Annotated in this window: 6 protein-coding genes; 1 reads left to right on the forward strand and 5 read right to left on the reverse strand. The window is 69.7% G+C overall.

Features of this window, described 5'->3' with window-relative positions:
* Window positions 1–395 precede the first annotated feature (395 nt).
* Together AC08OJ_RS02460 and AC08OJ_RS02465 are read right to left on the reverse strand one after the other, a co-directional pair.
* Window positions 396–1,397, reverse strand: a complete 1,002-nt coding sequence (locus AC08OJ_RS02460) for an iron-siderophore ABC transporter substrate-binding protein (protein WP_476592930.1) — start codon at window positions 1,395–1,397, stop codon at window positions 396–398.
* Between the two features lie 164 nt (window positions 1,398–1,561).
* Window positions 1,562–3,244 (reverse strand): amino acid adenylation domain-containing protein, encoded by a 1,683-nt coding sequence (locus AC08OJ_RS02465; RefSeq protein ID WP_476592931.1) that lies wholly within the window; start codon window positions 3,242–3,244, stop codon window positions 1,562–1,564.
* 526 nt (window positions 3,245–3,770) lie between these two features.
* Between AC08OJ_RS02465 and AC08OJ_RS02470 the strand changes: the two genes are divergently transcribed.
* Window positions 3,771–4,424: an MOSC domain-containing protein gene (locus AC08OJ_RS02470; protein WP_476594958.1), complete on the forward strand. Its 654-nt coding sequence runs from the start codon at window positions 3,771–3,773 to the stop codon at window positions 4,422–4,424.
* Window positions 4,425–4,450: 26 nt separating this feature from the next.
* Here the strand turns inward: AC08OJ_RS02470 and AC08OJ_RS02475 are convergent, their stop codons facing one another.
* Genes AC08OJ_RS02475 through AC08OJ_RS02485 form a run of 3 tightly spaced genes read right to left on the reverse strand, consistent with a single transcriptional unit; the run spans window position 4,451 to window position 8,913 of the window.
* Window positions 4,451–7,738 (reverse strand): amino acid adenylation domain-containing protein, encoded by a 3,288-nt coding sequence (locus AC08OJ_RS02475; RefSeq protein ID WP_476594959.1) that lies wholly within the window; start codon window positions 7,736–7,738, stop codon window positions 4,451–4,453.
* A gap of 15 nt (window positions 7,739–7,753) precedes the next feature.
* Complete coding sequence (locus AC08OJ_RS02480) at window positions 7,754–8,005, reverse strand: hypothetical protein (protein WP_476594960.1); 252 nt, start codon at window positions 8,003–8,005, stop codon at window positions 7,754–7,756.
* Entirely contained in the window at window positions 7,915–8,913 is a 999-nt protein-coding gene (locus AC08OJ_RS02485; RefSeq protein ID WP_476594961.1) for a YqcI/YcgG family protein, read from the reverse strand. The genes AC08OJ_RS02480 and AC08OJ_RS02485 overlap by 91 nt, the downstream gene beginning before the upstream one ends.
* Window positions 8,914–8,925: the final 12 nt, after the last annotated feature.

Here is an 8,925-nt window from a genome sequence, read left to right on the forward strand (position 1 = left end):
TGTGCGACAGAGCCAGAACAACGGTGTAACTCCACTGTGATGCTCTGTGCATACGCGCAGGTAGAAGAGGCACCAGATGACCAGCATGACGACAGATCCGGCAGCGGAGACGATCGCGGGCGAACCGGCAGCCGCCGGCGCCCAGGCCGCAGCCCCGGTGCTCGACGAGGACGGACGCGAGTCACCATCTGATCATGCCTGGCCGCCAGCGCAGGGTCGTGCCAGCCGGACGCAACAGAGCCGTCCGGGTTGAGTCCGGGCCTGGTCCGGGTCTGGTGTCGGGTTCGATCCGGGGCCGTCCTATCCGGATTCAGTCCGGGTTCGGTCCGGATGTAGGTCAGTGCGGGGGCTCGCGCGGCGATGGCCGCGCCGCGCGAGCCCCGACTCACCGACGGTCAGCTACTGTCCGCGACCTTGGCCAGGGTCGGCTTGAGCTGCTCGAGCTGCCACGGGATATTGAGGATCGTCGGGTTGTTAACCGCGCCGGCCGTGAAGGCGTCGACCTGCAGGACCCGTCCCGCCTTGACCGCCGGGATGTCGGTGAACAGCTTGTTGCCGTTCATCTCGGTTTTCAGGGCTGGGGTGGCGAAACCGATCAGCACGAAGTCCGCGTCCAATGCGTCGAGCTTCTCCATGCTCAGCGACCGGTCCACTACATTGGCCGTCACACCCGGCGCGAGCTTCATTCCGAGTTCGGTGTAGAGCTGGACGGACACCGTCTTCGGGTCGTCGATGACCGCGAGCCCGCCCGGCTCGTAGTAGAAGGAGTAGCTGAACGTCTTGCCGGCCAGGCCGGGAAGGCTCGACCTGGTGTCCTGGATGATTTTCTCGATGGCGGCGATCGCCTTCCGGGTGTCGGCGTCGCGGCCGACGGCCTTGCCGATGATGGTGCTGTTCTCCTGCCAGGTCGCGATGCCGGCGTCATCCGTGTAGCCGACGGTCGGCGCGATCTTCGAGAGCCGGTCGTAGTAGTCGGCCAGGCCGTAGAAGTTGGTGGCCAGGATCAGGATCAGGTCGGGATGCAGCGCGGCAATCTGCTCGAGGTTCAGGTCCCCGCTGGTGCCCAGAGCGACGCTCTTCGAGAGGTCGATCTTTCCCTGGAGCCAAGGGAAGACGCCGTCGGGCTTGTATTCGTTCTTCGCGTACGCGATCGGCGTGATGCCGAGCGTCGCCAGGATGTCCTCCTCATAGCTGAGCGCGATGATCCGCTTCGGCTGGGACTTGATGACCGTGGTATCGAACTTGTTCTTCAGCGTGACCGGGAAACTGCCCGTCGCCGCGCTCGCCGACGCGGCCGTCTCACCACTGCCGTCGCCGCTACTGCCGCAGCCGGCCGTGACGGCCAACGCGGTAGCGGCCAGGATCGCCGCCAGGAGGAGTTTCAGTCTGTTTCGCACTGCTTTCTCGTTTCCGTGGTCAGGCCGCGCGCCGGGACGGCTCGCGGGTCGCGGGTCGCTTCCCATCCGGCGATGAGGCTGGGTCCGCCGGCATGAGATGCCGTCTCTCCTTGTGGTCACGCGCCGCTGACTAGGCAGACGCAATTTAGGTAAGCCTTACTTAATTAGATGGCGGCGTCCTCGTCTACCCCATCCGCCGACAAATCCGGGCATGGGTCGGTGAGCGCCCGGCGGTCCACCTTCCCGCCGGCGGTGACGGGGAGCGTGTCGACCACGGTCACGACGCTCGGCACCATGTACTGGGGAAGCAGGTCGGCACACCAGGCCAGCACCTCGTCGGCGAGCGTCCCGCCGGCCGGGCCGGCATCGACTCCGGCCCGATCGGCATCGGGGACGACGAAGGCGAGCAGCCGGGGCGCGGCGGCGTCCCGGGACAGGACGACCGCCGCCCGCCGCACCCGGGGGTGCCCGGCCAGCGCAGCCTCGACCTCCTCCAACTCCAGCCGCATCCCGCGGATCTTCACCTGGTTGTCGGCCCGGCCCACGAATTCCAGCCAGCCGGCGCTGTTCCACCGGGCGAGATCCCCGGTGCGGTACATCCGCGCGCCATCACCGGCGAACGGGTTGGCGACAAAGCGCGACGCGGTCAGCGCCCCGTTGTTCACATAACCGCGGCCGAGCAGGAAACCGGCCACGTACAGCTCGCCGACCGCGCCGGAGGGCACCGGGGCCAGCAAGTCGTCGAGGACGTGGAGCTGGGTATGCGGATTCGGTCGGCCGATGGATGCGGCGAGCCGTTCGGCGCTATCCCGGTAGATCACATGAGAGACGCCGATCGTCGTTTCGGCCGGGCCGTATCCGTGGTAGAGCGCAGTGTCGACCTGGGCGCGGAAACGGGCGAAAAGCGCGGGTGTCAGGACCTCGCCTCCGCACCAGACCTGCCGCAGCGAGCTGAGCGCCGACGTCCCTTCCGCCGCCTCCAACAAAACGTCCAGCATCGACGACACCAGATAGACGAAGGTGACCCGCTCCCCCTCGATGAGCTCAAGCAGGTATCCCGGGTCAAGCTCACCGTCCGGCTCCGCCACGACCACCCGGCCGCCACAGACGAGCGGTAGCAGAATCTCGTTGATCGAAATGTCGAACGACAACGGCGCCTTGAACAGGGACGCATCGTGCGCGCCGAAGGCGAACAGATCCGTCACCTGCCACCGCAACCGTTCGGCTATCGCGTCATGCCGGATCATCGCCCCCTTGGGAGTTCCGGTCGACCCGGAGGTAAAGATCACGTAGGCCAGCCCCGCCGGGGGGACCGGCAGGTCGAGCGGCTCGGCCGACTCGCTGCCCCAGGACCAGGCGCCCAGGTCGACCGGCACGGCGGGCACACCGTCCACCAGCCCGCCGGACTCCACCGGCGCAGCCGGACCGGTCACGATCAGCCGGGCTCGCGCGTCGGCCAGCACCCGCCGGCGCCGCTGGTCGGGCCAGGCCGGCTCGACCGGGACAAACGCCCCGCCCGCGACCATGACCGCGAGGACCGCGACGATCATCTCGGCTGATCGGACCAGCCGGATGCCGACGATGTCTTCCGGCCCGAGGCCCTGTGCCCGTAGCGCCCGGGCGAGCTGGAAGACCCGGGCGCCGAGCTCCCGGTAGGTCAACCGCACTCCGGGTGCCACGACGGCGGTCGCGCCCGGTGAGCGCCGCGCCTGGGCGGTGAACAGATGGGCGACGGTCGAGGCCCGCGCGGGCAGGCTGGCGTCATTGCAGCACTCGAGCGTCGTCGGCGGGCCGGCCGGCTCGACCGGCGGTGGCCCGGGTTCCTCAAAGCGCAAGCTCACAACCATTCCATCCGTCGACAGTGAAGCGGGAACCGTCAATGCCAGGCGTCAGCCACCACGCCCCGGAAACCCGACGGGGAAGCGGCCGGCGCGGAGTTCGGTCGGTACAGCGTCAGGCCGCCCACCTTGATGTGATCAACTTTTGACAGTTTAGCAAGTAAGCCTTACCTACTCAAGGTAAAGCTTACTTAATCAAGATCGTGGCCGCCGGACCGGGTCCGGAGACCGCCACCGCCGGGCTCGCCGGCGGCGGACAAGCCTCCGGGACCGGAGCCAGCCGGCGCGGCGCCGGACGCCGGTAGGCCGGCCAACCGGTCCAACGGTCCGGATCACCGCCGTGCTGGTTTCCGGCGCCGAACCGGCGGTTTCCCGCTCGGTACGGAAATCCCGACGGGTGCGATACACTCGTGGGCGTGACGCGCACCGGCGATAGCGATCCAGGCGATAGCGACCCAGAAAATAGCGATTCAGGCGCCCGGGCCGCTAAAAGAGTCCCCGGAATACCTGCCCGGCCACAGGAAAGTGACCCCTGATGGGAAGTGTTCTTGCCGTCAACATCGCCGTCGTCCGAACTGATGCGTGGACCGGAAGGCAGGGTCGGAGCGGGATTGACAAGCGTCCCGCCGAGGGGCCGGTGCACGTCGGCCGGTACGGCCTGCGCGGAGACACCATCTGCGACCTGACGTTTCATGGCGGTGTTGATCGGGCCGTGTACGTGTTCGCTCACGAAGATTTCTCCTGGTGGTCGCGCTCCTTTGATCGTGATATCCCTCCGGGTAGTTTCGGGGAGAACCTGACGTCGTTGGTAATGGATGTCACCGGCGCTCGGATCGGCGAGGTCTGGGCCGTCGGGTCCGCGGTGGTCCAGGTGACCTCGCCCCGCACCCCCTGCCGTGTTTTCGCCGGATTCTGGGACGTCCCGGATCTCATTAAGCGCTTTTCGCGGCGCGGTACGCCCGGCGCGTACCTGCGGGTTCTGGCCGAAGGAGAGGCCGCCGCCGGGGATTCGATCACAGTCCTGCACCGGCCCGGGCACGGGCTAACCGTCGGGCAGGTCTTCCGAGCGCTCACGACCGAGCCCGACGGGCTGCCCGCCCTCGGCGGCATCACGGATCTCCTTCCGGAAGACCTACGGAACAAGGTTCAGCGACGGCTGGCCCGATCAGCTCCCGCCAGCGGCGGGTAACGTCTCGGTCGCCGGGCCGGGCGCGGTCAGAACTTCAGGTACATGTCGTCCGGAATGATCGGCTGGTGGTAGGTGCACGATCCCGAGAGCACCGTCGATCCGTGCAGCCGCGACTTGGGAATGAGAATCTTGTCGCCGTCACTCAACGCGATCTTGTGAGTGACGTTGTTCCAGAAGTGCATGTCACCCGACTCGATCATGACCAGCCGGTGCTCGTCGTGGACGTGCGTCGTCGATGTCTCGTCACACGACTCGACGAACGTGTCGAGGTCGACCGCTATCCCCTCGGTGGTGAGGTAGGCGTCGATGGCCTCGGCCTTCGCCTTGTACTCCTCGATCGAGTCGGCCCAGGCCAGCTGCTCGGCGAGGTCACGGTCCCAGCGGCGGGCGAGCTGGGCGGCGTCCGTGAAACCGGCGTGAAAGGCGGTCAGAGCCGCATCCCCGGACAGCGCGAGCAGCGGGGTGAGCAGCGTGTCGACCAGGTCGTCCAGCGCGGCGGGGGTCAGCGCCGGCGGTGACGAGGCGAAGAATGCCGGCCGCTCGCCGAGGCCGTCCTCGACCGCATCCGCCCAGGCGGCGGCGGCGACCGCGTCGTCGATGCGCTGGTGCACGAACGCGCCGAGCAGCTCGGCATGCCGGTGCGGCGCGCGGGACAGCTGGTGGAGACGGTTGCCCCGGGCCAACGAGGTGTTCAGGTAGAGCTGCCAGTAGGCCCCGGCCGTCGGGGTGAGCCCGGCCACGGCGAGCAGGGCCGTCCAGGCGTCCGAGCCCGCCACCCAGCGCCGGTAGTCGTCGAGAAGCAGTCGCCGAGCGACCGGCTGGGCGAGGTCGTACTCGCCGAGCGACGCGCGGGCGGTCGCCGTGCGTACCGCGGGCAGGAATGCTGAGAGCTGCAACAACGCGAAGGTCGTCGCCTCGCGCCGGTCCCGGGTGCCGCGCAGCACCGTGAACGCGTCCCCCGGGTGGTCCCGGCGTTCCTCCCAGTAACCGCGCAGCTCGCTCAGCAACCCGCCGGCGGACGGGCCGACCGGCGGGGACGGGCGTTGGTGCGCCAGGAACGAGAACAGGTGGCGTTCGAGGACCGGCTGGGCGAGCGCGCCACGCAGCCGGTTCCCCGCGCCGTAGAAGTCCGAGGCGTCACGATCGGCCGCCGCGTTGCGGTTCGGCGGCAGGTACAGCAGGTCCGCGTCGTAGATGTTGCGCAGCATCCGGTGCCCGAGCAGGCCCGAGAGCTTGAGGGTGTCCTCGGGTCCCAGCGCGGTGCCGTAGTCGAGCCAGGCCAGGTCGGCGGGCCGGACCGGGCGCCGGTACGGGTCGTCCTCGGTGGTCAGCTCCTCCCACTCGGCCGGGCGGAAGGCGGGGTTCGACACGAACGAGCGCACGAGGGCGTGCGCGCCCGGTCCGTGCTGGGCGGCCTCCACCCGGCGGGCCAGATCGTCGGGCCCGGCCGGCTCGACGGGTTCCGAGCGGCCGGGTTGCTCCACCGGCGCGCTCGCCGCCGGCACTGGGTCGAGGGAGCGCTCCGGGGTGGTGGGCCCGGCCAGCGTCGTGGTCTGGTCCGAAGTCATCGAGTTCCTCCTCTGGTGGGGATGGTCGTTGGCGGCGGGCGGGCCAGGCGGGCCGGGCGCGGCGAGCGCGCGCCGGTCGATCTTGCCGGCCGCGGTCAGCGGCAGCTCGGCGACGTCGACGAAGGTGTCCGGGACCATGTGCTCGGGCAGCCGTTCGGCCAGGCAGGCGCGCAGGTTCGGTGGGCCGCTCGCCCCCGCGCGCACGCAGTATGCCCGCAGCTCGCCGTCGTCCCCTGCCTGGCCGGGGACAAGGACGACGGCGGCCTGGCGGATCCCAGGCTGGCCGCACAGCACGTTCTCGATCTCCTCCAGCTCCACCCGGAAGCCGCGGATCTTCACCTGGTTGTCGGCCCGGCCGAGAAACTCGATCTCCCCGTCGGCGCGGAACCGGCCCAGGTCTCCGGTGGCGTACATCCGGCTGCCGGGCACTGGGCTGAACGGGTCGGGCACGAACTGGTCCGCGGTGTGGCGCGGGTCGTTGAGGTAGCCCCGGGCCAGCGGCAGCCCGCTGATGAAGAGCTCGCCGACCGCGCCGAGCGGCACCGGGTTGTACTCGGCGTCCAGGACCCGGAGCTGAGTGTTCGGGTTCGGCCGCCGGATCGACACGCGGGCGGTGGCCTGGTCCGGGTCGAACACCCGGCAGGAGACGCCGATCGTCGCCTCGGCGGGCCCGTATCCGTGGTAAAGCCGGGCCCGCCACCGCTCCCGGAAGCGCCGGTAGGCCTCGTCGCGCAGGACCTCGCCCCCGCACCAGACGTGCCGCAACGAACGCCCCGCCTCCACCGCGTCCGGACACTCGAGCATCGCCCCGAGCGTGGACGGCGCGACATAGCAGAACGTCACCGAATGGGCGCGGATGATCTCGAGCAACGCGCCCGGATCCGCCTCGGCCCCAGGCGGCGCGATCACCATGAGCGCCCCGGCGACCAGCGGCAGGAGGATTTCGTTGATCGAGATGTCGATGCTCAACGGCGCTTTGTGCAGGACGACGTCATCACCGGTGAGGCCCAGCAGGTCGACCTGCCAGCGCAGCCGGTTGCAAATCGCCTGATGACGGATCATCACGCCCTTGGGTGTCCCGGTCGACCCGGAGGTGTAGATGACGTAGACGAGGTTCTCCAGGTCCACGGCGGGGTACGGGTGCGGGTTGTCGGCCGAGACCGCCCTGGCGGGCGTGCCGCCACCGGCGGTGACGAGCCGGCCGGCGGGGTCCAGCCGCAGCAGCGGCACGAAGCCGGCGCTGGCCGACAGCTCGGGCGGGGCGCCGGCCGCCCCGGCCACCACCGCCGCGATCCCGGCTTCGTCGGCCACCGCGCTGATGCGCCGGGCCGGCCAGGAGCCGTCCAAGGGGACGAACGCGCCGCCGGCTCGCAGCACACCGAGCAGGGACACCACCTGGGCGGCCGAGCGTAGCAGGCACACACCGACGGTCACCTCCGGGCCGACCCCGACCGCGCGCAACGACGCGGCGACGGCTTCGGCCCGCCGTTCGAGGTCGGCGTAGGTGAGGGTGACGGCCACGCCCGCGCCCGCGTCGGCGCCCGCCAGACCGACAACGGCGGTCGCCTCCGGCGTCCGGCGGATCGCCTCCGCCACAAGAGCGGTGAGCGAGCGCTCGACGAGCGGATCCACCCGCCCGCTGGAGAAGTCGTCCGCGACCGGTCGCCGCTGGTCGAGGTCGGTCCCGCCCCGGCCAACGTCGCCGGATGGACCCGAAGTAGGGATGGAAGACCGTCTCGCGACCATGGTTTTCCCTTCCGTTCAGGCGGAACTCGTGGCAACCGGCCCGCGGCCCGACGCCGGGTCCGGGCCCTCGAGCCCGCCGTACCGGCCGGTGCGCGCCGGCGCGGCGGCGCCGGACGAGCCGCCGCCGCGGCCTGACATCCGTCGCCGCAGGCTGCGTGGCCGCAGATCGGTCCAACTCAGCTCGATGCTGTCCAGGCAGTGCTGCCGGGTTCCCGTGACGGGCGTGTCGAACCAGCCGAGCGCATTGCGTCGCCCGTACGGCCACACCGAGTACTGCTGTTCCTGGTTGACGACCACCTTGAACAGACCCGTCGCGGCCGGGCCGGGCCCGCTTTCCCGACCGCCGCCCCGGGCGCTGTTCCGGGCGCTGTTCCGGGCGTCTCCACGGCGGCTTTCCCGGCGCTTGTTCCGGCCGTCTCCCGGCCGGGAGCGGCGTGGAACGGGCATTTCTCTGCGACCGATGCGTCGTCACGCAGGAAGTACTGCTTCCATTCCCGGTTGTCCGGGTCGCCGTAGGAGCCCAGCAGGGGCGTTGAATCCACCTCGTCCATCCTCCTGAGACGCTCGCGGATTATTTTCCGCGCGGCGGCGCCCCGCGGGCTGGTCGGCTCCAGGCCGGTGAAGACCCAGCGGGGCTGGAACGTGATGGTGAACACCGGGTTACTCCGGCTGCGTAGCCGGTGGTGAGCCGGCGTGTTACAGACGACAAAAATCGGGGTGCCGCGGAAACTGAACTCCCAGCCGGGATCGTCGATGTCGGTCGGGATGTCCGACGGCCAGGGCTCGCCATCGCTGTCGTGCAGGTAGCGCAGCACCGACCAGAATCGCTGTTCGTAGGAGAGGACGTCGTCTGGCTCCGGCCCCGCCGTCCCGCCGCCGGATCCGAAGAAAACCACGAGGGAGGTGTTCCGCGATATCGACTGGTACACCGAAAGATAGGCGGCAAGGATATCCGGCAGTACGGACCAGGTCCGTTCGTCGTGCAGATCGTCGACGAAACCGAACCGCAGCCCGCCACCATGGGCCGCGGCCACCGCGAAAACGCAGGGGAAAGGCTCGGCGTCGGACCGCAGCGTCGCCATGATATCCCGCGCGCAGGCGGCGCCCCAGCCTGGCATCGGGCCGATGGCCAGGTCCAGGATCTCCTCGCGGTATGAATCGGTCGTGCTGGTCATACTCACCCCACG

Source organism: Frankia sp. CgKIO3 (genome assembly GCF_977946435.1).